A 23,648-nucleotide genomic window follows, 5' to 3' on the forward strand; every position below is an offset into this window, starting at 1 on the left:
CGACCGTCTCCAGCCAGCCAAACAGACGGCGAAGTGATGTCGCTAGCGCCATATCGGTCAATGCGGCGGCGGTCTCGGGGCTGCTGTCTCGTGACGGGAACGGTTGACTGCGGCCGCTCTTGACGACTAGAACCGATTGTCGGACCTTCAGGAGCGTGGCCCTTGCAGAGCAACGATCTACGGCGCCGGCAACAGTACGGTCTGACCACGGACGCTGTCGTTCTTCATTGTCCTGGCCCCCTGCGAAGGCGGGACAATCCAGTCCATGTCGAGTGGGAACAGGCGCAGCTTTCGTTCTTCGCCGACGCGTCGCTGGGGAAGTCCTTTCAGGACGATCCGAGACTCACCGTGATCACGTACAACGCCAGTGGCAGGGAATCACTCCTGGAGAGGTGCGGGGCCCATCTCGGCATCACCGTTGTCGTGCTCGGCCGTACCGTGCGCGATTGGTCGTGGGAGCACAAGATCACCCTGGTGCGTGACTACCTCGAGTCGGCCGAGCCGGCTGAGAACGTGATGTGCCTTGATGCGTTCGACACGCTGATTCTCGACGGCCCGCAGATGATCCTTGAACGATTTCACGCCACCTCGGCGGAGATTCTCTTCGGCTGCACCGCCACTGACTGGCCACCCTCACGGGAGCACGAGCGGTTCGAGGCCGACGTGTACCGCGATGCGTCGTGGGCGCACCGCCACCTCAACGCGAGCTACATCGGCAAGACGGCGGAGGTACGCCGCTGTCTGGAGCAGATCGTGCACGGGATCGAGGCAGGTGAACCATGGTGCAGAACGGACACGGGCTTCGATGATCAACTTGCCTGGCGTGAGATGCACCGTCAGCGTCATCCGTGCCTGAAGATCGACGTGAACTGTTCGATCTTCGTTCGGTTCGACGAGGACCGATGACGATGAGGCCCGCTTCCCGGGACGCGAGCGGCAGCCCGCGAAAGGTGTTCGGCATCGGGCTCAGCAGAACCGGGACCCTGAGTCTCACCCGCGCGCTTCAGTGGCTCGGATTCGCGACGGAGCACTTCCCGGATGACGACGTGTCACGGGCGGAACTGACCCGATTTCTCGAAGCACCGGTGGATCGACTGAGGCTGGCGCTGCTCAGGAACAGGGATGCTCTCACCGACACGCCGGTCAGTGCCGCGTACCGGGCGTTGGACCGAGCGTATCCAGGCAGTCGCTTCATCCTCACCACGCGGGACAGAAGGGCGTGGCTGTCTTCGTGCGAGGTCTACTGGCGCGAGATTCTGCGTCCCCTGTTACAGCGTATGGACGTAGGGGAGTCCACCTACGTGAACCGGGTCAACCGAGCGGTCTACGGCGTCGAGGACTTCGACGCCGTCTCCTTCGGTGACGCTTACGACTCCCATGTTCGAGGCGTGTGCGAGTACTTCGCCGTTCGTCCTGATGACCTACTGGAAATCGACATCTGTGCCGGCGAAGGCTGGGCTCGGCTGTGCCCGTTCCTGGACGCCGGGCAACCGGATGAAGACTTTCCGCACGTCAACGCGGCCAGCCAACGAGATGAACCGAAAGGTACCGGACCATGACTCGAATCGGGTTCCTCGGCCTCGGACGAATGGGTGCGCCGATGGCGGAACGGCTCGCAAAGGCAGGACATGACCTCGCCGTCTGGAACCGCACCGCGCACCGGGCGGCGACGATTGCGGCGAGCGCGCCGTTGACGGTCGCCACCTCCGCACAGGACGCGGTGACCGGTCGAGACCTGGTGATCACGATGTTGAGCGACAGGCGCGCTGTCGCCGAGGTCCTCGGTCCGCTCAAGGTCGATGCCGGCACGACGGTCGTGGAAATGTCCACCACGGGTCCCGACGCGGTGCGGTCGTTGCGGCGGACACTGCCTTCGCAGGTCGGCCTGATCGACGCGCCGGTGCTGGGGAGCATCCCTCAGGTCAACGCCGGCGAGCTGCACATCTTCGTGGGCGGAAGTCAGGACGAAGTCGCACGGTGTCAGGACGTCCTGGCCGTGCTGGGCCAGGTCGAGCACTGCGGGCCCCTGGGAGCCGGTGCGGCCATGAAGCTCGTCGTGAACCTCGCCAACCTCACCGCGATCGTCGCGCTCGGTGAGTCGCTCGGCCTTGCCCGTGTACTCGACGTGGACCGCGACAGCGCGTTCGACGCACTCGCGCGAACGGCGCTGGGGAAACTGGTCGGCGGATTGCGCGGCCGGATCGAGGATCCCGCCTCGCCCGTCGTGTTCGACGCGCGGCTGGCGGTGGAGAGCCTGAGGCTCGTCCTCGAGGCGGGGGCGCTCGAAGCCGGTGTGGTGGGCGGGGCGTTGCGACAGTTGTCCGAACACGCTGACCAAGAGCGTGACATCAGTGCGGTGATTCGGGCGATCGCGACGGGTCCGGAGCCGCGAGGTGCTTGATCCCGTCCGATTCGCGGTACCAGTCGATGGTTCGCCTGAGCCCCGCGTCCAGCCCGATCCTCGGCTCCCAGTCGAGGAGTTTGCTCGCCAGTGAGATGTCCGGGCGGCGCAGCGAGGGGTCGTCGACCGGCCTCGGTACGTATTCCACGGTCGAGGCCGAACCTGCGAGTTCTCTGATCCTGTTCGCCAGGTCGAGCACCGACATCTCCTCCGTGCCACCGATGTTGATCGGGCCGGCGACATCCGTCTCGATCGTCCGCACCACTGCCTCGACCAGGTCGTCGACGTGGCACACGGACCTCGTCTGGCTGCCGTCGCCTGCGACGGTCAACGGTTGTGACGTCAGTGCCTGGCATATGAAGGTGGGGACCATGCGACCGTCGCTCGGCCTCATCCGCGGCCCGTACGTGTTGAAGATCCGCAGTATCGCGCTGTTGACCTCACGGGTGCGCCGGTATGCCGACGTCAGCGCTTCCGCGAACCGCTTGGCCTCGTTGTAGACGCTGCGCGGCCCCACGGGGTTGACCCTTCCCCAGTAGTCCTCGCGCTGCGGATGCTCTTCAGGATCGCCGTAGACCTCGGAAGACGAGGCCAGCACGTACCTCGCACCTTTCTCCCGCGCGAGATCAAGTGTGCGCTGGGTCCCTACCGCGCCGGTTTCGAGTGTCTCGACGGGGAGACGGAGGTAGTCGGTGGGCGACGCCGGTGAAGCGAAGTGCAACACCACGTCGACGTCGCCTGGGATGTCGATCGGTGACGTGATGTCCTGCCGCAGTTCGGTGAAAGCTCCCCTCTCGCGCAGATGCGCGACGTTCTCGGGTGAGCTGGTGACGTGGTTGTCGACGCAGACCACCTCCATGCCGTCCAGCAATAGCCGCTCACACAGGTGAGACCCCAGAAAACCTGCTCCACCCACCACAACCGCTCGTCGAGGAGACAAGCTTGCTCCTTCCGGGCATTTCGTTCGGCGAACCGCCATCGTGGCGACGAACTGTCGGAACCGACAGGTGGCAGGCCCCGCGGGGGACCCGTGTCGAAAGGTCGTCCTACGGCCTCCGACTGTCGATGTTAGGGACTCGGACATTTGCCGTCGTGGGCCTTCTGGCTGAACGCGGAACAGGCGCGTGATCGAGGCGAACCGGCGGCAGGTGTGGAAACGGTGCAGACAGTCGGCTATGGGCTGGACAAGCGAGCATGGTTTGGGTTAGTGCCGTGCAACCCGTATGGATGCAGGTTGCACGGCACCTTGGCCTGGCACTTACATCGCGGTCCAGTTCCACATGCCGACGCCGGTACGCCACAGGAACCTCGGTGTGCCCGCCGCCGTTGGCGCTGGGCAGTTGCCATGCGCCGAGGTCGTCGTTGCCGTAGTTGTAGAACGCGGTCAGTTCGGACCCGCTGGTGACCACCCACTTGCTGCTGCTGGGGTTCCACATGCCTGGGCCGGTGCGCCAGCGGAAGGTTTGCTGGTCCACGCCGTTTCCGTTGCCGCGGAACGACCACTGTGCCAGTTCGTCGCTTCCGTAGTCGTACAGTGCGACCACGTCGGTCAGGTTGTCGTCGCCGAAGTCGCCTGCCAGGTAGTAGGCCGACTGGTGTCGCCAGGTGCCTTGGCCGCTGCGCCAGGAGATGCGGCCCTGGCCGATTCCGTCGCCGCTGCCGGGGAAGAGCCAGGTGCCGAGGTCGTCGTTGCCGTAGTCGTAGAACGCGACCAGGTCTGTGCCTGGGGTGCCGGTGAACTCGCCCGCGACGAATTTGGAGCTCTTCATGTTCCACATGCCCGGGCCTGTGCGCCAGTTGAACGTTTGTGGGTCTACGCCTTTTCCGTTGCCGTGCATAGACCACACGCCCATGTCGTCGCCGCCGTAGTTGTACAGAGCGAGGACGTCGTCCTGGTCGTCGTTGCCCGCGAAGTCGCCTACCAGGAACGTGCGGCCGTTGAGCATGTTCCAGCGTCCTGGGCCGGTGCGCCAGAGCAGGCGTTCCCGTTCCAGGCCGTTGCCGGTGCCGCGGAACAGCCACGCGCCCATTTCGTCGTTGCCGTAGTCGTAGAAGCCGATGACGTCGGTCTTTCCGTCGTTGTCGGCGAAGTCGCCGGCCACGAATACGGCGCTGCTCCAGTTCCACGTGCCTACCGGTGTGCGCCAGAGGTGCACGGCTGGGCCGGTGCCGGTCGCGGTGCCGGGGAAGGTCCAGGCGCCCAGGCTGTCGTCGCCGTAGTCGTAGAACGACACCACGTCGAGTTTGTCGTCGTTGCCGTAGAAGTATCCGGAGACGGTGTGCTCGTCGGTGGGGCAGCCGCGGTTGTTGGTCTTGCCGGGTACGAGCGGGCATCTGTCGATCGCGTCCGGCACCCCGTCGCCGTCGGTATCGCTCGGCGGGTTGTTCGGTGGTGGCGGTGGAGTGGGGGTGACGTCCTTGAAGTGGATGAACTCCGCCGGGTAGCGGTCGCCCGGAGTGAGCCTCTTCCAGTGGAATTCGCCGCTGCTGCCGGCGATCGGGTAGTTGTCCTCGGAGACGATGATGAAACCGGCGCCGACTTCTTCGACGTACGCGACGTGGCCCGCGCCGGTGCCCCACCAGGCGATCGAGCCGACGGCCGGTGTCTGGTTCACCGCAACGCCGAACTGGCGGGCGCGGGACGCCCACTGGTTGGCGTTGCCGTGGCCCCGCAGGTAACTCGCGTCCGCGCCGTTGCGGGACAGCCGGTACGCGGCGTAGTTGGTGCAGTTGTGGCCGGGGGTCATGCCCCAGTAGGAAGTGCTGCTGTTCGCGCTGTACCCGGAGTCGCTGCGGTTGACCGCGGCACAACCGCCGTAGCCGGTGCACAACGTGGTCGACGCCGCTGACGCCGGAGCCGTGAAACCGGCCAGCACCACCGCGAGCACCGCCAACAAAGCGAAACGTCTTCGCAGGACATGAGCAATCCGCACAACCGGCTCCTCTTTCCGTGGAACGACAGGGGAACTGTCGCGGCGCCGAGCCCATCGGTTAGCGATGAGACCGCGAGTCCACACGAACCGCCCAACCGAAAACCCGATACAGGAACAAAAGTGGACATCCGGGTAACGTGCCCGCGCCCGCCTGCGACACGCCGGTCATGTCGAGACGAGCCTGGATCGCGCTCGTTGTCGTGGTGGTGGGCGCCGCGACGGCGCTGACGCTGTACTTCGTGCGGTCCGCTCCACCGCAGGCCTCACCGCCTCCCACGTCCTCGGCTCCCGCCGCGCCGACGCTTTCCGAGCAGCAGGCGGCGTTCCTGACCACGGAGCTGACGAGCGGCGACGAGAAGCGGTTGCGCGCGGTGGTCGCGGTGGCGGACGGGCAGCAGATCGAATCGGCCGCCGTGGCGCAGTTCGCCACGCTGGCGCCGCTGACGTTCGACGTGAGTTCGTTCCAGGACAACGGTGACGGCACAGCGAAAGTGACGGCGCTGCGCGGTGGGAGTCCCATGTGGACGGTCTACCTCGTCCTGGTCGGCGAGGCGTGGAAGATCAGCAGCACGGAGGCGTTGTGAGAGCGGTGGTGCTGGCGGTCGTGCTCAGCCTGCTGCCGATCGCGTGGGGAGGGGCGGTCGCGGCGCCCTCCTGCGTGGAACGAACAGGCGACGTGCCCGCCGACCGCAGGCCCGTGGTCCTGGTGCACGGGTGGATGGGCGACCCGATGGCGCCGGTCGCCGGCGTGCTGGAGCAACGGCTCGGTTCGCGCGTCTCCACCTTCACCTTCGACTACCGGGCCCGGGCGATGTTCTGGGCATCGGACGACTCGATAGCCGGGTGCCTCGCCGCGTTCGTCGCCAGCGTGGCCGAGGTCCACCGGAACAACGGTGGTGACGGCAAGGTCGTCGTGGTCGCGCACTCGATGGGCGGGCTGGCGATCCGGTACGCGTTGCGCGGTCAGAGTGACGTGGTGTCGGAGGTAATCACCGTGGGCACGCCGGCACTCGGCTCGCCCTGGGGTGGCACCGGACTGGCCACGGGCTACGCATCGGCGCACGCCCAGGGGCGCGAGGTACCGAAGGCAGGCGACGCGACGGGTGCGACGTGCCTGGCGAAGCACGCCGACGGCGCACCGTTGGTGTCAGGCTGCGGGGATCTGCCGCCCTGGCTTCCGGCGGCCACGCGCGTCACTCAGATCGCCGGTGACGTGTCCATCGACCGGAACCTGTTCGGGTTCCGCCTGTACTCGCTTCCTCTGTCCAGCGACGGGATCGTGCCCGTCAGCTCGGCACTCGGCTACGCGCGTTCCGGTCCGGGCACTCCACTGGGTGCGAAGACCGTTACGGCCAGCGAGAGCTGCCGGGTGGACCACGGCGTGCTCGGCCGTGCCCTCTCCGTGGCGTTCGGCGGCCGGGCCGGGACCGTGGCGGCCGCGGACCTCCTCACCCTGCCCGCGCTCCAGGAGGAAGAGCTTTCCCCCACCGCCATCGCGTACCTGCTCGAAGCGACGAAGTTCGCGCCCTGCTCGCACAGCAACCAGCTCGGCGACGAGAAGGTGCTCACCCGCCTGGTCGCCGCCGTGTCCCAGGCCGCCACTCCGGTGAAGCGGGCGGTCCTCGCCGACGGCTACGACGGGATCAAGCTCGGCATGACCGCCGCCGAAGCCATCAAAGCGAGCAAGGTGGCGCTGACCCAGCGCACGAGTGGCGTGTGCACCTACCTCCAGGGGCCGGCACCGCAGGACGTGTTCGCGTTGCTCAACCGCTCTGGCCGGGTGCTGGGCGTACGGATCCCGCGTGGCGGGAAGACCGAGCGCGAGGTCGGGTGGGCAGCACCTTCGCCGCGGTCCGTCAGGCGTACGCGGGCAGTCCGATGGAGGAGGGCTACAGCGTCAGCGGCTACTTCGTCACGGTCACCGGCACGTCGGGCACGCTGGGTTTCCTGTCCGGCGAGCCGACCGGGACCGTGGAAGACGTGCGGGTGGGGACGATGGAGTTCGCGAGGGCGTACGAGCTGTGCTCTGGAATGCAGCCGCCGGAGTAGGTGTGGTGCCGGGCAGTGCGGCACTGAGCCGTCCGACGTGGAATCGGTGCGGCGTAACGAACATCGCGCCAATGCGATCAAACGTCTGCTGTGGAAGGACGCCGCCCAGAGGAGGGACCGCATGACCTTCTCGCGCAGTGCCGACCCGTTCTTCAACGATCCCGAGACCTACACCCTGATCGAACGCGTCGCCGACCAGCAGTCGCTCGTGATCTACGCCGGCGCGGGTGTCACGATCGACCGCACGGGGTTGTCGTGGCCCGCGCTCGTGCAGAAGTTGCTGCGCAAGCACAAGGACAGTGATGAGGCCTGCCGGGCGATCATGGCCACGAACACGCCGTTGCAGGCCGGGTCGATCGTCATCCAGCTCTACTCGAACCGGTCGGACGGCTGGCAGGGCGAGCTGGGCAACGACATCCGGGGCTTTCTCTACGAGGGGCGGGCGTGGCGGCAGGGGCGTTGGCGACGGCGGTGGTGAAGCTCGCGGCCGCGTTGGCTGACCACGGCAAGAGTTGTTGTGTGGTCACCACGAACTACGACGAGTTCATCGAAGAGGAAGCCGGTGTGCTGGCGCAGAACCGGAAGCGGCGCGGACTGCCCCCGGTCGAGCTGCGGACCTCGGTGATCGAGTTGCGGGACCCGCATCCTGACTTCGAGATCGCCGACCACGTCGAACCCGGTCAGATCCTGCACCTGCACGGGTTCGTGCCGAATCGGGCTGGTGAGGCCACGGACGTCGTGCTGAGCGAGAAGGACTACATGGCCTCGCAGGCAGCCATCAAGATCGCGCTGCACACAGCTGTTGTTGAGGGTGTCGGAGATCAGGTCGAGTTTTGCGTAGGTGGTCCGTCGTCGAACCATCGCACCGCTGCACACCTGCGTTGGCTATTGCCGGGTGTCTCTCAGGCGTCCTATGAGGAGGATCCGAAGGGACTGGCACTGCGGCGTGGGTGACCGAGCTTTCACTCGTGAACAGGGCGTGTCGGAGTACGTGCTGTTGGCCCGCGTCGTAGTCCCAGGCAAACACCACCCGCTGTTCCTAGTCTGTGGTCAATCTGCTGTCACCAACCGCGCGGCAGCGCAATACCTGGTGGAGCAGCAAGATTCGCTGTACTCCCAGTACGGTGCACTGACGTCGTTTTGCCTGGTGCTGCGTGTCGTCAACCACGATGCGTACGGTGGCGACGTAGTGGAACTAGCCGCAGATGTAACAGAGGCGTCAGGCTTGCTGGCTACCACCAAACCTAAGCCCGGAGCTGCGGTCGAGCCTGATCCGACTGGCAAGTAGCTACCGTTGATTAATCTCCCTTGGCGTGGTGTCGTCGAGCGCGGGACAGTCACGGGACGCAGGAACGTTGCGTATGTGTTAGTGCAGTTCGGCGACTTACAGGGTCTGTATCCAAACGCCGCACGATGGAACTTCGGGATCATCCCTCGGCGATGGTGCGAAGCGATTCGTGGAAGTCTGGCAGGTTTAGCTCAGTGGCCAGTCGTTCCATCTGACTCTTGTGCTCGGTGTGCTGTTCGTTATCTGTGGTGCGTGCGAGCCACGCGTGTGTGATTGCTGCCGAGTGTCGATCTTGAAGGCGCTGGTAGAGGGGTAGTGCCTGGTTGAACAGCCCACGGGCTTGCTCGTTGTCGGACTCGCGGAACGCCAGCCGGCCGAGATTGATCAGGCAGTTGGCTTCGCCCAAGACTGAGCCGATGCGCTGGTAGAGGGGTAGTGCCTGGTTGAACAGTCCACGGGCTTGCTCGTTGTCGGACTCGCTGAACGCCAGCCGGCCGAGGTTGCTCAGGCAGTTGGCTTCGCCCAAGACGTCGCCAACGCGCTGGGAGAGGGGTAGTGCCTGGTTGAACAGCCCACGGGCTTGCTCGTTGTCGGACTCGCGGAACGCCAGCTCGCCGAGGTTGATCAGGCAGTTGGCTTCGCCCAAGACTGAGCCGATGCGCTGGGAGAGGGGTAGTGCCTGGTTGAACAGCCCACGGGCTTGCTCGTTGTCGGACTCGCGGAACGCCAGCTCGCCGAGGTTGATCAGGCAGTTGGCTTCACCCAAGACGTCGCCGACGCGCTGGTAGAGGGGTAGTGCCTGGTTGAACAGCCCACGGGCTTGCTCGTTGTCGGACTCGCGGAACGCCAGCCGGCCGAGGTTGATCAGGCAGTTGGCTTCGCCCAAGACGTCGCCGACGCGCTGGTAGAGGGGTAGTGCCTGGTTGAACAGTCCACGGGCTTGCTCGTTGTCGGACTCGCGGAACGCCAGCCGGCCGAGATTATTCAGGCAGTTGGCTTCGCCCAGGACTGAGCCGATGCGCTGGTAGAGGGGTAGTGCCTGGTTGAACAGCCCACGCGCCTGCTCGTTGTTGCTGCGGCGGAGGTAGAGCTGAGCGAGCGCACTGGCTTGTCTTGCACGGGAAGTTGGTGACTTGGCATGAGCGAGTGCGGCTACGCCGATCTGGTCATCTCCGAGGCCTGTCAAGCGTTGGAATTCCAGTAGGTCGGGCACCGCGTCGCCCAGGTCGGATGTGCTGGGAAGTCCGGCTCGGATGATTTCGGTCAGGTTGGTCAGTTCAGGAGCAACGTCTTTTGCGGCTTCAGCGCCTCCCACACGGCCCACCTGTACGGCGCGCGAGGTGAGCCTGTGGACTTGCGCGGTGAGCAAACCGACTTGTGCGGGGCCGGGTGGGTGTCGTGCGAGGACGTGTTGGCGTAGGGGGGCCAGGCATCGTTGCCGGAGTTCGTCGTCATGCAGTAGTGCCCGATGGCTGAGTTCAATCACTCCGGCCGCCAGTTCGTCCGGCAGGTACATCCCGGCCTTGTTGTGGGGCCAGCCATCGGGCAGAAGCGCGGCCAGTGACAGTGCTGTGTGCCCGTCTGGGCTCAGCTGGTCCCAGGACAGTTCAATCGACACCGGCAGGCTGGATGTCCGGTCGGAATTAGCACTGTGTTGAAGAAGGTCGGTGCGTTTGGAACGCCACGCCGCGGCCAGGGTGTCCAGGCGAGACTCTGAGCGGGCGAGAGAGGCCATCAGCACGATGGCCAACGGCACCCCGTCCAAATCCGCCATCAACGCTTCCAATGCGGGATCGGCACGATGGTGCTCGTCTGCGACAGCCACGAATACGTCCACTGCGGCTTCCTGGGGCAGTGGGCCCAGGTTGATCTCACGTAGTCCGACAAGGCCTGCGGGTACATGTGCGCCACGTGATCCGATCCCTGCAACAAGACCTGGGACTGCGCGCAGTGTCGACAGCAACTCTGCAGCCCCCGCCGGATCGGCATCGGTTACGGTCTCGAAGTTGTCCAGCACGAGCGCGCAAGGCGCAGCACGCAGGAATGACACCACTCGGTTCCGCAAGTGCTCACCCAGGCCAACACCCAGCGCCGTCGCCATCTTGTCGATCACTGCACCTGGAGCATTGGCGCCATCGCAAGACACCACAAACCTGCGTTCCCCGAACGCCGTGACGATCACATCCAGACCGATCGCGCGGCCCAGCAGCGTGGACTTACCAATCCCCGGTCCACCAGTTACGACAGCCCACTGACCGGTCCTCCATGCCCTGGACACCGCGTGAATCTGCTCGTTGCGCCCTATACACAGCTCAACCGCTGGAGGAGGCAACGGCTCGGCCGCCACAGCCGACGTGTGCGGCCCTACCGGTTCCACGCGGCCGATGATGGTGCTGCCCGGTCCTGCGACCACCGGGTTTGCGCCACTGATGCTCATCCCACCCATCACCAAGTCGCGGCTGACCGAACCGACCTGGGTGACGCCACCCGTGACGCTTGAACCAGATGCCGAGTTCGTCACGGAGGTGTGCGCCCCCGGTGCCGTCTGTCGGTCCGCAGAACGCGCCACGACCAATCCATAGGCCGACATGCCGAGGCCAACCATGCCGCACACAGCACCGACGACGCTGCCGATCTTGTCCGCGGTGTCCAACCCGACTGCCAGCATCACTCCGCCAACAGCTAGCACGGCCACACCGGCCAGGATCACCATGACCCACCTACGCATCGTGCGATGGTGCACCGCGACGTCACCAGCAACGTCTATCAACGCGCCTCTACGCCCCGAACGGACCAACGCACATGCCAATGCCGCAGAGTGTGACTCCGGGGGCCTGTGCGTGCCGAGAACTACGTCCGGGCAGGTCAGCAGGCATCGACATGTTGCCGAATCATCTTCGGGCATGATCGCGGCCGTGCTGGTCCGCTTCGCCTACCTTGCCGTCTCTCAAGCCTTTGCCGCGCTGTGGCTCTTGCGCATGACCGATCGGGAGAAGGACGTGGAGATCCTCGCGTTACGCCACCAACTCGCGGGCCTGCGCAGGCAATTCGGCGATGAGCGCCCACGGTTGTGGCCTGAGGACAGGGCTTTGCTCGCAGCCTTGCTCGTACCCTTGGCCCGCGCGTCGCTGCGCCGGCTTCGGCTGTTGGTCAGCCCGGACACGGTGCTGAGGTGGCATCGCGACCTGATCAAGCGGCGCCACGCTCGCGTGAGCGTGAACCGGGCGCCCAGACGCCCGCGCACTGTCGCTTCGATCAGACGCCTCGTCCTGCGCCTGGCGGCCGAGAACCCGTCGTGGGGGTATCGACGTATCCACGGTGAACTCGCGCTGCTCGGTGTCGCGATCGCCGCTTCGACGGTGTGGGAGATCCCCAAGACCGCTGGCGCCGATCCGGCCCCGCGTCGGACGACCGTTATTCCGAGGACAGACGCCGTCAATGCGAAGAAGCGTGCTCACGGCTACCAGAGCGTGTTCGGCTGCTCGAGCGGTTGCAGCTGACCCGTTGATATGGTCGTCCGCACTTGTCGGCATTCGTGGTAACACATGCTGATCTGCTGCCGAAGGAGTAGTCGTCGGCACGTCGTGCTGGGGGAGGTGCGACCCAACGGTGCGCAGATGGTTGTGGGGATTGGTTTCCGCGGTACTGGCCAGTGCCGCGGGTGTGTTCATCAACCTGGCCACCGATTCCGACAGCAAGCCATGGACTTGGTTCGTGGTCGTCGCACTCACACTTCTCATCGGCGCACTTACGGCCCGCGCCGTGCCCTCCGAGAACGGCCGGGACGACGTTGAGACGTTGCGCGATGTCACCGAAGCCAATCTGCGAGCCTTGGCGGACCATAGTGGCCTTCCTGCTCGCGGTGTTGGCCGATCCCGAGTGGACCGCGCGGAGCTGGAAGAGCTGCTCCGTACTGAGCGCAGCTTTGTGATCACTGGGGAGCCCGGAAGTGGCAAGTCGGGTGCGTTGTACGGGATCGCGGAGTCCCTGCGGCAACGTGGCGAGGACGTCGTTTTGCTGACGGTGGAGACCCTAGGCGAGGCAGCTGGGGCGGTGCGTGGTGACGTGACACTGACGCGCCCTGCACTTGAGGTGCTCAACGGCTGGCAGAGTGAAGAGCGGGGCACGCTGCTAATCGACGGGCTGGACGCGTCGAGGCAGGGTTCGCTCACCTGGCTGGCGAACCTCGTCGGCGATTTGAATGGGTCTCGCTGGCGGACTATCGCGACGATGCGCAGCTTCGATCTTCGCTATGCCCAGGTGTGGCGCAATGCGTTCGCCGGGGTGCCGATCTCTGCACGTCGCGCACGACGCGACCCTGAGCTCCGCGATGTCAGGCACGTCGTTCTCGGCGACTTCGCTGCGGAAGACCTCGAACGGCTGGCGCTTGAGGATGCCACTGTCCGGGCTCTCGTCGAGTACGCCGACGAGGACTTCCTCCAGCTAATCAGGAACCCGTTCAACCTCAGGCTCGCGTGTCAGCTGCTTCCGTCCGCCGAACCGGTGGCTGCACGCGATCGGCTCGACCTGTTGCAGCGGTACTGGCGCAGGCGGGTGCTGGACCAGCCGGACGGTGAGGAACGCGGCCGAGTATTGGGTGCGGTGAGCCAGGAGATGGTGAGGCAGCGCGCGTTGCGGGTGCGGTCGTCGATCATCCCGGAATCGTCGCTTGCCGCCCGGCGAGCGGTACTGCGTGACGGCGTGCTGAGGGAGAGCCCGGCGCGGCTGGCGCTGGGAGGAGCAGACATGCTCGTGTTCTCCCACCACGTCCTGTTCGACTACGCCGTCGCGGCGCTGCTGCTAGCGGAGGGCGACCGGTCACGGCTTCGCGATGCGCTCGACGGCGATCCGAACCTCGTGTTGGTCGCGCGTCCCAGCATCGACCTCCACCTGGCCGCCGTGTGGCACGCCGACCGCACCCGGCAGGTGTTCGCGGAGGTGGTGATCGGCTTGGCCGAAGCAGGTCACAGCATCGCTGGCCTCGCGGCCGCATCCGTGCTGGTGCGCGAAACACGTCGTGGCGAAGACCTGCGATGGCTGATCGAGCTACCGGCCGGTCCTGCGTACTGCGCGATCATCGGCTGGATCGCGGGAGTGATGAGTGCTGCCGAGGACAGGGTGAAGAAGCGTGTTCGTGGCGTATTGGCCCTGTGGGCCTCGATCCTGGCCACCGCCGGCACGAGCCTTGCCGACGAATTCGACCATGACCTCGCGAGCCAGTCTCTCCGGCTGATGCACGCCCTGGATGATCTGGATCCGCTGGGGCCGGGCGTCTCCGGGGCCGAGGAGCGGGCGTTGTTCCTGGTCCAGTTGATGACGGCCTCGCTGCAACAGCCTGCCGAACGGGAGTGGTACGGGCAGCAGGTGGCCCGCTACCTGCCCAGGGCCTTGGGAGTGAGTCCTGAACCGGCGAACGTCCTACGACGGACTCTCGCCCCAGAGGTCATAAGCGGGTGGCTCACGCGCTACCTCGAGTTCTACGTAGACAACGTCGCGCTGATCGCTACGACGGATGCCCAGTTGGCAGAGGACGTGCTGCTGTCGTCCTGGCGTCTGCATGACAACAGCGAGGAGATCACGTCGGTGTTGCGAGGCGTTGTGGCGATCACGAGCACGCGAAACCAGGATATCGGGCACGTGAAGTGGCTGATCGGACGGAAGTTCGAGGCCTACATCGCAGTGGTGGGACTCGAGCGAGCAGTTCCGGTACTGGCCGCCGCGACCACTGCCGAGGCTCCGTATGTGCTCACGCCCGCTTCGTCTTATCCGGTGGAGGTAGCGACGGCCAGCGGTCGTATCGACGTGGTGGTTGGGTCGCTGAGGCATACCGTTGCCCGGGAGTCTCCGGCGTTGGTGGACGCTTTCGCGGAGGCCATGCGCGCGAGCAAGTTGTCCGGTTCCGATGCTGACCGACTCGTGGCAGCCATGGTGCGATTGATCAGGCACCCCGAGGCATGGAGCGGAGTTCTGCACGCGGCCGCGGAAAACTTCGACGTAATCGGCCGCGCGTTCGTTCCAACGTTGCTGGCTGGCGGGCTGTTCATCCACTCGGGCACGCGCGAGTCCGCCTGCGCACTCGTGCGGGCCGCAGTACCACGGCTCTCCCCATCGGAGCGTCACGTTGTCGACGCGGCGATCCGGGATCTTCCGGCGGACATTGCGGACAGGATTGCCGAGCTGATCGTGATCGCCGAGCCACTCCCGCCCACCGTCGTCGACGCTGATGAAGCAGCCGTTCCGTTGCCTGAACAGGTGGTCGACGACCCGCTCAGACAAGCAATCGATGCGGCCAGCGTCGAGGATGCGGATCCGTCCGCGGTTGGCGCGCTGGAGGCCGAGTTGTGGCGCACGGTCCACGACGGGCCGGATGAGCGCACTGCGAGCCTCGTCATCTGGGCGGCCGATCTGCTGGTCACGCATCGTCGACCGGATCCAGGCACACCGCTGGGCGAGCTGGTCGTCAAGCTCTGCCTGGCCGCAGCAGAGACGGAGTCTCCCGAGGACGGAGCGTTGAAGTAGCGATGATGACTTGGTCTCCTACACCGCGTCGCAGAGCGATATCGGGACTCGTCAACCTACAGTGCCGCGCGGAGTGGCGGTCGTCGGAGTACGGCGACGAGATCAGGCGACGCCTGCTGGACGCCGTAGCTGACGAGGACCCTGTGATCCGGTGGTACGCCGCACATAGCTTGGTCTTCCTCGGTGACGGCGAGGTGGAAAGCCTAGAACTTCTCCAGACCCGATTGCTCGCTGAGCCGCACCGTGAGGTGGCGGCTGTGTTGATTCGGCAGATTGCGAGGTTCCAGGACTCCTCCCACGAGAAAATCGACACCGTGCTCAGTGCGGTGCTCGATGTCGAGCACTGGCGGACTGTGCTGCAGACGAGAACCCACGAAGGTCACGACGATCGTATCGAGCTGCTATGCGATCTGGTTCTATATCTGGCTTTGCGGTGGCGGACGCCCACTGCGACTGCACTTGCTGACAGTTGGTTCAGGTCTCCATCCGACACCGATGCGGCGGGACAGGCGGCGGACCAGTTGCGGCCATGGCTGGAGCTCGGTGACTACCGGGCCCAAGAACGTGCTCGTGCGTTCGATTTGCTGAAGCTTGGTGCGGCGGCGCTTGAGCAGTCGCGTAATGCGGACCCGACAGCCCGGAACGTGCACAGGTGTGCGGATGCGTTGGTCTCTGAGATCTACTTCGCGTCAGGAGCGCACACGAACGGTGACGAGCCGGCGCGGGACCCTGATCCCGGGTTCGCCCGCGAGGTGTTCGCAGCGTTGGCTCTGCTGACCGGTTTCAAGAGCCCCTCGACCGTGCATCACGCTGTTCGTACACTGTCGCATCTGGCGCCGGTGGATCCTGCTCGGGCTCTGCGGCTGGTTCAGGACTACGTAAGGTCTGGTGACGCCTACACCTACGACCCGATGGCGTCAGACGTGGTCATCGGGCTCATCGAACGGTACCTCGCTGAGTTCCGCGACCACCTGACCTCGAACGCCGATCTGCTAACCGCGATTCATTCGTTGCTCGAGGCGTTCGTTCGCGTTGGCTGGCCTGAAGGTGTGGCTCTGACCTACCGGCTAGGTGACGCGTTCCGCTGACGGTTTCCTACCTGCGGACAGTTGAGCCAGAACAACGTCAATGCCCAAAGACAGGGGGTCGAATGTGTTCGACCGGTACGAGGGAGGACACCCAGTAGCGCAACCCGATCGACCACCTCTTCGGCAGTGAACATCAACTGCTTCGGGTTGGTGTAACCACGGACCTCGTCCCACGTAGCTGGCGTGGCGACACGCGGATCGACCAGTGGGATGGCCTGTTGGACGAGGCACGTCCGGGTCGTCCGCGCACGATCACCGATGATCAGGTCGAGGCGGTCATCACCGCGACGCTGGAGTCGGCCCCGGCCACCGCCACGCACTGGTCGACCCGGTCGTCGAATTGCGCTGCGCGATCGGGTCGCGCTGCGATCTTATCCCTGCTGACATCGGTGCTGGCGGTTCGCGCCTTCTCCGGCTCGGGAGGTAGGTCCTTGGCTGAGAGGCCCGCGATCGCACGAGTTGTGAGGGCGTCCGGATCACGCGAATCACCCTGCACCATTCCAAAGGGCCGTGTTGTCGCTGTGCCTGGCTGTGGGAAGGCTAGGGTGCTGCCGTGGGGCGCACATACCAGGAGCGAACGCTCAAGATTCTGTTCGGCCGTGCGAACAGGTGCGCCTACCCAGGCTGTGGTCAACAGCTGATCTTCGAAGATCGTGGCCGCGTCTCCGTCGTTGCCCAGATCGCGCACATCAGGTCTGAGTCGTTCAAAGGCCCAAGGCATGTACCCGGCTACAGAAAGGTCAACTCCGAAGAGAACCTATTGCTGTTGTGCGGTGTGCACCATAAGCCTGTGGACGACCACGAGTCGACCTATTCCATCGATGAACTCCTCGACTGGAAACGGCTTCAGACCGCCGGGGGGACTGGACTCGAACTTGCCGATCACCAGCTCTCCCAGGTCATCCGGTTCCTTTCGGAAGTAGCGAGGGGCGTGGTGCAGTCCGGTCTCCGGATGCGGAGTCGAGCGGATGCATTGGATATCGCTGCCCGCAAGGCGCGTGCTCGGCGGGTGGATCGCTTGATTCCGTTCGTGCCGGAGGAGCGGTTGGATGCAGTGCTGGCCTGGATGAAGGGCCTTGACGATCCGATTGTGGACGTCCCGGCCGGCAGCGTCCGAGTGCTCGTGGCACCGCTCGGTGCAGGGAAATCGGAGCAGGCACTTCGCTGGTGGGAGGACGGCCTGCAGACAGCCGCCGATGATCCTGAACACGAGCTCCCTCAGTACTTCACCGCTCGCACGGTAGTAGACGTACTGGAGCAGTCGATCGCGGATAACCTGGGTGGGGATCCGGTGCGTCGCTGTCGCGTCGTCGTCGACGAGCTCGACGGCGTGTCGATCGCAGAAGCCTCAGGCATCTTGAGCGAAGCACGGCAACTGGTGCAAGTGTGGCCCCAAGTCAGCATTCTCGCCACCACGCGTCCAGGTATTCCGTTGGGGGACAAGGAGAAGATTGTCGTTCCGCGATGGACTGTCGACCGCGGGGCGGCCCTTGTTGAACTCGCGCTCGGCGACTACGTTCCTCACCGCTTGTGGACCGCCGAGACGTCTGATCTCTTGACGAGCCCGTTGACCGCCTTGGCACTGGCTGCCCGTGTACATGCCGGTCGGGACACCAAGGTGACGAGATCTCAGCTTCTCGCAGATCTTGCTACTCAAGTCCTGGAATCACACGGCAAAGATGTCTCCGACGACACGTGGAACGATCTCGCCAGGCTTGCTGTCGCCGTCCTGGAGGAGCCGTACCTCGCCGAAGGCCGTCGGTTCGGACCGCCGCCACGGGTGCGCCGGCTCATAGAGACTGGTCTCGTCGTCCATGACGGACGCCAACTGACGTTCGCGCTGCCTGTGTTCGAGCAGTACTTCGCTTCCCAGGCTATCGCGTTGGGACTGGTGAGCTTGAACGACGCAGCTGGGGCGCGAGCGTTTCCCCGATGGCGATATGCACTGGCCTTCGCCGTCACAACTGCGGCACCGCGTCGGCAGGAGGAACTGCTGACGACCCTCGCGAGGGTGAACCCGGCCGCCGCGTTCTGGGTGCTCGGTGAGATCGCCTCCAAGGAGCACCAGTCGCTGGAGGGACCGCCCGAGGAGGCGATCGCGGCCTTGCTCCGACGCCGCGACGTCACAGGCGGCGCGGTGGAGCCTGATCTTGCGATCAGGGCTGGTCTGTGGCTCCGTGACGCGGAGAAGGCCTTGCTCCAAGGGATCGGCCCGCTCGCGCATCGACTCGCTCGCCATCGTGACGGGCAATTGACGCAGTGGGGCGCCTGGCTGAAAGGCGGCCGGTTCACGCTCGCCCGCGCCCGTGACAGAGTGCCGCCTCCGGAAGTGATCAGGCTCGCCGAACCTCGCGCGCACCTATCCCAGGGATGGCATCGATCGACCAATTTCAGTTTTCCGACGGCGGACTTCGGGCGTTGGCAGCTTGCGCAGGACAGCCTGCAGAGGGAGCTGAACACCACGATCACACGCCGGAAGTTGCAGGTGCCGCCGAATTCGTGGCTCGCGCGTGAACGCACGTTCTGGCTCGGGAAGTTCGTGGTCGACCACGGTCGCGGCAGACCGAGCCGGTTCATCAACGTAGCCGAGCTCCGGGAAACGGTTGCTGCTTGGAAGGAACGAGCGGACGCGGCACAGTTGATGAGGTGGGGCTCGAGCAGTGGTCGCGAAGTCGATGGTGATGATGACATCCGGTGGTTGTCCGCCCAGCTCGCGACCGAGGAGAGCGACGTGCTGGCGGCGCCTTGGCCAGAAGGGGACATAGATCATCGCGGAAGGTGGGTCTGGCAGGGATACTCGCCAGAGCTCACTTTGACCTTGGCCACGGCAGTGGTGCGTGAGGCGTTGGTCGGCTATCGGCAACTCGTGGAGCAGAACTTTCCGACGTTTGGCGACGCGCTGGGCCTGTACAGCATGATGCCGCTTCGAGTCGACGGCCTGGTAGGCAGATTCGCTGAGGACGAAGACGCAACCGCTGTCGAGCTGCGACTCCTTCTCGATCCCACGCCGACGTCCGCAGACAACGAAAGCCCGCCGGTCCACATGCGACTGATCACCAGCCGCGATGACCAAACCTTCTGGGAGTTCGGACGCGATCGCCAGCAGATCACGCGTGCCGCGTTCAAGCAGCACGTTGTCCAGGACATCGATCTGCCGTTGCACGACTCCTGCGCCGCAACGACCGTCGCTTACGAATGGTTGGCTCGCGATCTCGCGGCTGTCGGTTGGCTCAAGGAGCGCTGGTAGACAGGTTGATGCCGAGGCGCATGGGTCTGCTGCACCGATAGGTGACAGTGTCACCTACTCGTGCAGCAGACCCCTCGGTGTTCACCGGGGCGCTGAGTCACTGCACGAAATACTCCGAGACCTGCGTGGGCGTCGCCAGCCGACAGTATGGGCGCCGTACTTCCACTGTGGAGTGTGACTGGTCGCTTGTGGGGTGCCGAAACTCTGCACTTGCCCGTTGAGCTGAGGTGACCACGTTGATGGCCTGACAGCATGATCGTGGGCGTGGCGCTGCGACTGCTATGCCTCGTCTTTGTTCAGCTGGTGGCTGGCTGGTTCTGATCGGCCGGTCCTCGTCGGCCAAGGACGTCGAGTTGCTCGGTGTTGTGCACGAGGTCGCGGTGTTGTGTTGTGGCTATCGGCATCAGAGGTTGGATTGGGCTGATCGCGCGGTGCTGGCCGCGTTGACGCGGCGGTTACGTGTCTGAATGCGAGAGCGCTGTGCGTGCCGAGAAACACGTCCGTGCAGGTCAGCGGGCATCTGCGAGTTGCCGATCATCATCCGGCATGATCGCGGTCGTACTGGTCCGCTTTGCCTACCTCGCCGTCTGCCCGCCGTCGCCGCGCTGTGGCTCCCTGCGCATGACTGGTCGTGAGAAGGTCGTGGCCGCAGTGGAGCGTGTTCTCGGAAAGGGTGTCGGATCGCCCGCTTTAGATCTAGGAACTGCTCCGTCCCGTCGGCCGGCGTGCTCGCTGGCCGACGGGACAGCGAGGCGAACCGCACCTGTGTGAACTTCGTTCAGGAGTCGGTCCAGGGAGGAAGAAACGAGGGCACCTGGACCTCTGGCGGTGTCAGGGGAGCGGTGTCGAGTCCGATGTGGGCGGCGTATTGGAGGATCGTGCGCCAGTCGCCCTGGGCGACGGTATGGGTTGGGCAGTTGCGGCATTCGCCGCGGCGTGCGCAGGCGCTGGTGCGGTCAGTCTGGTTTCGGATGTGGTTGAACGCACTGAGCGGGTCGTCGGCTTTGACGAGGAACCAGGTGCCGCTGCGCCGGTCGGTGGGCAGTCCGGCGGTCACCGCAGTGCTGCGGGGCGGGTCGATGTGGTCACCGTGGTGACGAATCGCAAAGTGGCGGTCGAGCATGTCGGCCTTGTCGCCCTCGGGCTGGTGCGTCTGGGTCCAAGCATGCGCATGGTCGATGGAACCAGGTCCCCATAGCAGTTGCACTGGACGGTGTGTGGACTCGAACCGAGGGTCGTATCCGAGCAACTGCTCGAGGTCCTCGGCTACCGCGCGCACGAGTACGCAGGTCGAATCTGGTGCCATCTTCCCGGTTGGCTTGTAGTCGTCGCCGCCGATTTCCACTCGTCCGGTGTTGTCCCAGGCGATGAGCAGCACCGACCTGTGCACGGGCGCGGGGTGCAGACGCCCACCGGGAGTCCGAACGCCCCATAGGCAGTTGATGATCTCGGCCAGGTCGCGGATGACCCGTGCCGCGTCGCCAGGAGTTCCAAGGTGATATCCGGAAGGGTGCGCGACTATGTTGCGCAGCGAGACCTGTACACGCTGCATGCTTCTGGCCCGCTGGCCGGGCAGAAGCCCTTCCCGTCGTGCCCACTCCCACAAGGCGCTCAACATGCCGTCGAACACCATCGGCTTGCCGGGCGCGGCTAGCTTGAGCCGCCATGGAGTGCGCCGCTGCTTGAAGGCGGCCAGCACTTGGTCGAACGTGGACGCGTCCACGGTACGTTCCAGCCCGCTGGAAGCGTGTACCTGGACGATGCGGTGTTCGTAGAAGGCCAGGAACCGGTCGCGCAGAGCGTGCTCGACGACTAGGCGCGCGGTGTCTCCGGCGAGGGTGAAGAACTCATACCGCAGCACGCCGTAGAGGTAGAGAGTGCGCAGGGCCTCGAAGTGTTGGCGAGTGCCCTCGGCGACCTCGTCGACCAAGTCGGTGCCGGTCAGCAACGTGTGCTGATAGGCCAGGGCAGCTTCCGGCGTGAGCATGTGAGTGATACCCAAGCCGAAGGGGGTGCAGTGCTGTGTGCGCTCGTCGGGTGCGCGCAGCTCCTCCATGGTGGGAGCGATCACAGGCTTTCTCCTCAACGTGTCCGCTGCCGGCTGTGGCGGCCGTGCCGACCGGAGGTCAGCTGAGCAGGATGCCATACCCCTCCGGCTTCTGCTCATCAAAGCGCCGGGGTGGCGACGAACCGATCGGGTGGGATCGCCGCTCCTGGCGCACCCGCGACGAGGCCGAGAACGAGCTCTTCCGCTATATCGACGGGTTCTACAACACCGAACGCATCCAGAAGGACCTCGGCTGGCTCAGCCCCGACGAGTACGAAACCGCCTGGCACACCACCCGAACGGAACCGACTACCATCCCGGCATCACCGACCGCAGTCAGGTAACAACCGCCTCGGTTATCGGGGAAGCTCACCTGGGCGCGACCGCTGCTTTCCTGGCATGCTCTTGTCCCCTTCGCATTTCGGCTCCAGGTAAGCCATCGGACCCAAGAACCATCCTCCGAGTTCCTCCCGGCTGAACCGGGGATACAACAAGGCGCCACGTGGCGCACGCGGCTTGATCAACGAGTACGAACCTGTAGCGGCTTGATGCGCAGGTCAGGTCTATCGGGCCGTGTTTTGGCACCCCACAGGGAGTTCGGCGGGGCGTACAGCGGCCACCTGATCGACCAGTTCCCGCACGAGACCACCGACGGCGCCAAGATCGCCTCGTACATCGCCCCCGGTAACGACCAGCTGATGCGCCGCACCGACCGCAACGGCCAGATCTGCCACTGGATCCTGGAGATCGACCTCGTCGACCGGGACAAGGAGATCGGCGGGTTCTACGAGGAACTACTGGACCTCGGCCCTTCGGAGTTCACGCTCAAGTCGTCCGCGCGCCTTTTCGGACATTGCACAGCCAGTGGGCGAGCTGTGTATTGGCGCGACAGTGGTTGCCACCCGCCACGAGTGGCAACACGTGGTCGAGGCTCTTGCTCTCGGGATGCGGCCACGCCAGCGTGCGGTCCACGGGCCGGAGGCACAGCTGGCAGACCCACCCGTCCCGCTCATAGATCTCCTCAGGATCGAACCGCTCGACGACAGCGTCTTCGAGCCTGACCCGTCGCGCGTGCCGAGACTTCGTGGACGTCTCGCGCTTGCGCTTCTCGCTCAACGCGGTACGTGCCGGCGACCACCAGTCGCCGCGGTACGGCGAGTCGGCGGGCGCAGCGACCAACGCTTCCCAGTTGAACTCCTGGCCGTCTGGGGTGACGTCGCGGATGCGTTCCCAATGCCATCGGAGCAGCTGGCCGCCGCTCGTGAACGTCGCCTCGTTGCGTGGCTCGCCTTGCGGCCCGAAGTAGCCGATCTGCAGGCGCGTGAGGTCCCAATCGGCGGTGGCGCCGCAGATGAACTGTTGTCTGCTCCGCAGCTCCATTGCGATCAGCACGTGGTCCGGCCACCAGTTCGGCCACGCCTCCTCGGTGGCGCGACTGAGCAACGCGTACCCGACCAGGACGCCATAGCGCTCAACCAGATCTCCTTGGCGGACACCGAACCCTTCCCACTCGAACGGTGGTTCCTGCCCGTTGATCGTGCGGAAGATCCGCGGACCGCTCGTCCGCGGATTCGTCATCTTCGCGGGAGCACCGAGTTCGCGGCCGTGTAGATCCAGGTCGCCGGTGTTCTTGATGAGTCGGTTGATCTGTCGACCCAGGTTGGAGTTGCAGCGCGTACCGCAGACATGCCGGTCTCGATGCTTCCAATGCGCGTTGGCCGGGACCGGTTCCGAGCACTTGACGCAGGGCTCGCCACCCTTCGCGCGTCCTTCCGGGTGCATCAGCAACGCGTCGCGCCAGTCCCAGTACGACAGATCGTCGGGCATCCGATCAGCCTCGCAAAGAGTTGATCACGTGACAACGATGCATGCGTGCAGGAATCTGGAGGTAACCCGATCGGCCTAACGTCGCGCGTCAGAGCCGATCGGGATCGCCAGGACGGCTAGAGCTTTCGGAGTACGTGGAACGGCACCAGCTGATCGACCAGGTACGGCTTGTCCCGGCGGCGTAGTCGATCTCGTAGCTCACGACGCCGAGCCAATCGCCCTCGACACCGGGGAAGCGACCGTGGAGCC

General features: G+C 65.1%; 17 protein-coding genes and 1 pseudogene. 13 read left to right on the forward strand and 5 right to left on the reverse strand.

Annotated elements, in window-relative coordinates; genetic code table 11:
* Positions 1-162 precede the first annotated feature (162 nt).
* From ORI60_RS17785 to ORI60_RS17795, 3 genes are read left to right on the forward strand one after another with little or no spacing between them, the layout of a single operon-like run.
* Positions 163-906, forward strand: coding sequence for a glycosyltransferase domain-containing protein (locus ORI60_RS17785; protein WP_266038532.1), 744 nt, complete (start codon positions 163-165; stop codon positions 904-906).
* 44 nt (positions 907-950) lie between these two features.
* Positions 951-1,559, forward strand: a complete 609-nt coding sequence (locus ORI60_RS17790) for a sulfotransferase family protein (protein WP_266038534.1) — start codon at positions 951-953, stop codon at positions 1,557-1,559.
* Entirely contained in the window at positions 1,556-2,401 is an 846-nt protein-coding gene (locus ORI60_RS17795; protein WP_266038536.1) for an NAD(P)-dependent oxidoreductase, read from the forward strand. The genes ORI60_RS17790 and ORI60_RS17795 overlap by 4 nt, the downstream gene beginning before the upstream one ends.
* Here the strand turns inward: ORI60_RS17795 and ORI60_RS17800 are convergent.
* Together ORI60_RS17800 and ORI60_RS17805 are read right to left on the reverse strand one after the other, a co-directional pair.
* Positions 2,349-3,380 carry an NAD-dependent epimerase/dehydratase family protein gene (locus ORI60_RS17800; protein WP_266038900.1) on the reverse strand — a complete coding sequence of 344 codons (1,032 nt, stop codon included), beginning with the start codon at positions 3,378-3,380 and terminating at the stop codon, positions 2,349-2,351. The genes ORI60_RS17795 and ORI60_RS17800 overlap by 53 nt on opposite strands.
* A gap of 67 nt (positions 3,381-3,447) precedes the next feature.
* Positions 3,448-5,148: a CHAP domain-containing protein gene (locus ORI60_RS17805; protein WP_266038538.1), complete on the reverse strand. Its 1,701-nt coding sequence runs from the start codon at positions 5,146-5,148 to the stop codon at positions 3,448-3,450.
* 353 nt (positions 5,149-5,501) lie between these two features.
* Between ORI60_RS17805 and ORI60_RS17810 the strand changes: the two genes are divergently transcribed.
* Genes ORI60_RS17810 through ORI60_RS17825 form a run of 4 tightly spaced genes read left to right on the forward strand, consistent with a single transcriptional unit; the run spans position 5,502 to position 8,671 of the window.
* Positions 5,502-5,918: a hypothetical protein gene (locus ORI60_RS17810; RefSeq protein WP_266038539.1), complete on the forward strand. Its 417-nt coding sequence runs from the start codon at positions 5,502-5,504 to the stop codon at positions 5,916-5,918.
* Positions 5,915-7,861 carry an esterase/lipase family protein gene (locus ORI60_RS17815; protein WP_266038540.1) on the forward strand — a complete coding sequence of 649 codons (1,947 nt, stop codon included), beginning with the start codon at positions 5,915-5,917 and terminating at the stop codon, positions 7,859-7,861. The genes ORI60_RS17810 and ORI60_RS17815 overlap by 4 nt, the downstream gene beginning before the upstream one ends.
* The gene (locus tag ORI60_RS17820) at positions 7,828-8,337 is read left to right on the forward strand and encodes an SIR2 family protein (RefSeq protein WP_266038541.1); all 510 of its coding nucleotides are present in this window, start codon (positions 7,828-7,830) and stop codon (positions 8,335-8,337) included. The genes ORI60_RS17815 and ORI60_RS17820 overlap by 34 nt, the downstream gene beginning before the upstream one ends.
* Before the next feature lie 25 nt (positions 8,338-8,362).
* Complete coding sequence (locus tag ORI60_RS17825) at positions 8,363-8,671, forward strand: hypothetical protein (protein ID WP_266038542.1); 309 nt, start codon at positions 8,363-8,365, stop codon at positions 8,669-8,671.
* Between the two features lie 139 nt (positions 8,672-8,810).
* On the opposite strand, the gene ORI60_RS17830 is transcribed toward ORI60_RS17825, so the two are convergent.
* Entirely contained in the window at positions 8,811-11,384 is a 2,574-nt protein-coding gene (locus ORI60_RS17830) for a tetratricopeptide repeat protein (RefSeq protein ID WP_266038543.1), read from the reverse strand.
* 190 nt (positions 11,385-11,574) lie between these two features.
* Between ORI60_RS17830 and ORI60_RS17835 the strand changes: the two genes are divergently transcribed.
* From ORI60_RS17835 to ORI60_RS17855, 5 genes and pseudogenes are all read left to right on the forward strand, one after another.
* Entirely contained in the window at positions 11,575-12,171 is a 597-nt protein-coding gene (locus ORI60_RS17835) for a helix-turn-helix domain-containing protein (protein WP_266038544.1), read from the forward strand.
* 109 nt (positions 12,172-12,280) lie between these two features.
* The gene (locus ORI60_RS17840) at positions 12,281-15,190 is read left to right on the forward strand and encodes a hypothetical protein (RefSeq protein WP_266038545.1); all 2,910 of its coding nucleotides are present in this window, start codon (positions 12,281-12,283) and stop codon (positions 15,188-15,190) included.
* A gap of 143 nt (positions 15,191-15,333) precedes the next feature.
* Entirely contained in the window at positions 15,334-16,278 is a 945-nt protein-coding gene (locus ORI60_RS17845) for a hypothetical protein (RefSeq protein ID WP_323055919.1), read from the forward strand.
* A gap of 206 nt (positions 16,279-16,484) precedes the next feature.
* Positions 16,485-16,613 (forward strand): annotated as a pseudogene (locus tag ORI60_RS17850) (IS630 family transposase); the annotation flags it as partial.
* Between the two features lie 218 nt (positions 16,614-16,831).
* The gene (locus tag ORI60_RS17855; RefSeq protein WP_266038547.1) at positions 16,832-19,525 is read left to right on the forward strand and encodes an HNH endonuclease signature motif containing protein; all 2,694 of its coding nucleotides are present in this window, start codon (positions 16,832-16,834) and stop codon (positions 19,523-19,525) included.
* 778 nt (positions 19,526-20,303) lie between these two features.
* Here ORI60_RS17855 and ORI60_RS17860 read toward each other — a convergent pair.
* On the reverse strand, positions 20,304-21,596 hold the full coding sequence (locus ORI60_RS17860) for a hypothetical protein (RefSeq protein ID WP_266038548.1): 1,293 nt from the start codon (positions 21,594-21,596) through the stop codon (positions 20,304-20,306).
* Positions 21,597-21,628: 32 nt separating this feature from the next.
* Between ORI60_RS17860 and ORI60_RS17865 the strand changes: the two genes are divergently transcribed.
* On the forward strand, positions 21,629-21,916 hold the full coding sequence (locus ORI60_RS17865) for an IS3 family transposase (protein WP_266038549.1): 288 nt from the start codon (positions 21,629-21,631) through the stop codon (positions 21,914-21,916).
* A gap of 481 nt (positions 21,917-22,397) precedes the next feature.
* Here ORI60_RS17865 and ORI60_RS17870 read toward each other — a convergent pair whose 3' ends face one another.
* Positions 22,398-23,399, reverse strand: a complete 1,002-nt coding sequence (locus ORI60_RS17870; RefSeq protein ID WP_266038550.1) for an HNH endonuclease — start codon at positions 23,397-23,399, stop codon at positions 22,398-22,400.
* Between the last annotated feature and the right edge of the window lie 249 nt (positions 23,400-23,648).

Origin of the sequence: Lentzea sp. NEAU-D7, assembly GCF_026242055.1 — a bacterium.
GTDB lineage: Bacteria > Actinomycetota > Actinomycetes > Mycobacteriales > Pseudonocardiaceae > Lentzea.